This window comes from Paenibacillus sp. P4_A9 (genome assembly GCF_056402415.1).
The window spans coordinates 1-1,909 of the sequence record NZ_JBFUHL010000188.1 but is presented as its reverse complement, the minus strand read 5'-3'; the positions used below and the strand labels follow the sequence as shown (position 1 = coordinate 1,909).

Below are 1,909 nucleotides of genomic sequence, written 5' to 3'. Positions count from 1 at the left end.
TGACTCTAAAGGCCATTTATTAATACTGGATTGTAACTGATTAGTAATTCGCTCATCGCCGAACATCGAGGCAAAGGCCATTATCCATTTCTTTTGAACATCTGCACCTGAATCTAACCAGATCTGCATAAGAAACCAAGCTACATTAGCMAAACCCTCAGGTTCGAGATGCTCTGCTACGGATTGAGCTTCCCAATTCATGACGATTTCATTCTGAATGGCGTAGGTGTACAACAGATATTGTACAATTACAGGCTCCGTGATTTGTTGATTAGCCTGTAGTTTTACAGGAGGTAATTGGCCGAAAGATATCCAGTCTAGCGACTGAAGCTTGGCATGCATGAGTTTGGCCATGCAATACGATGAGATATCGTCTTTACTAATCGGCTCCTGATGTGTGATCTCTGGTTTTTCTTTTAAGGTATTTAGAATAAGCATTTTAATTTTTTCATTTTTCTCTGAGTCCAGCATTTGCCCAAGTTCTTTGTGAGAAGACTCATCATTCCAATAGCACAGGAGCTGCACGGTTGACTCTCTCATGGCCGGCTTTTTATGGGTAAGATAAGGCTTCACATAGGGCAAAGCTTCTGGATGCTCCCGAAGCAACGCGATACAACTATCCCTTACCACTTTGTTATCATCCGTCAGATAAGTGGAAACCAACGGCATATACTGCTCCTGATTACTTTGRAAAAGCTCTTCGAGAATAAACTTCTTCGTATATTTGTTATCCTCGGAAGCCTGCAAGAGGGTAACCAACTCTCCCCCTTGAGTCTGCATATATGTTTTCAAAAACTGGTAACCAGTCTGATTGAAGACCTCATCATCCGTCTGGTACTTCGCATATGATTTGCTAACAATCATCGAAAGCAATACGCGAATATCCCCTCCTGCGTTGGAGATTCGTTCGGCAAGCTCACTAACCGTGAATCCTTTGTCGGACAGCCAATTGCCCATGATCCATAAAGTTTCCTTGTCGGCATAGGCCAAGAAACAGAGTCCCCTATCAAACATCTCTGAATGGTTACGTAGATCCTTCATATCTAACAATCTACGATAGTTAGAACCTGTTGAAGTCTCATTTAGATGGAGCAAGTATCGTTCAACGTCTGTAAATGGGATCTCTCCACGGAAGTAGGCATGTAATTGAGGATCGTTAGGAATTAAACTCTCCAAATAGCTCGCGAATTCCTGAAGAGCTGCTGCTAAGTATGGCTTCCCCTCTTCCTTCTCCCATACAATGCGGCATAAATGCAAGGTTTTCAACACGCGTGACATGGCAATTGCTTTCCTGAAGCTCTCCGGTCGAATATCGAATTCTTCTCTTAAAATATCATCATAAGACCCGTCACGGCTTCCAAGTCCTGGCCCAGCCAGATTGATTAAATAGTGCTCCCGGGGTGCTCCATACTCTTCCAAAAGGGATGGGATCTTACGTAATTCTTTTTCACGAGCATGATAAAAGGCCATTCTGCAATTAGCAACGAAGACCATCGGGTCTTCACTTATCAGCTTTGTTAGAAATTCAGATGCTACGCTGCTGAAATTCTTAGCTGTGACAGCCAAATAGACGCAGTTTCTCAGCGTGTCCATTTTATCTTTGACCATATTATCATTGTTAGCAACATGCTGAAATTGCCCTTCAAACCATCCAAGTGCCTCTCGATCTTCACCATTATGCTTGATTAATAAAGCAGAGATATATGGCTGTAAAGCAATATCTAGGTCCGGGTATATATTGTGGAGCAGATCTGGCTTTCGTTGCGCTAAGAGCTCTACAAATTCCAAGGCGTAAGGCTCCGGATTACCTCGATAATCGAAAAATTTGCACTTGGCTAACATCCATTCCCAAACCAATGTGTAGGGGACATCATAGTTGGTTACAAGTCGTAAACATCCTCTTCGCCAT

The 1,909-nt window shown here is 42.8% G+C and carries 1 protein-coding gene; it reads right to left on the bottom strand.

The window, feature by feature from the left end; translation table 11 throughout:
- On the bottom strand, window positions 1–1,788 hold a 1,788-nt coding region (locus AC1DVJ_RS30770; RefSeq protein ID WP_477596701.1), incomplete at its 3' end, for a hypothetical protein.
- Window positions 1,789–1,909 lie beyond the last annotated feature (121 nt).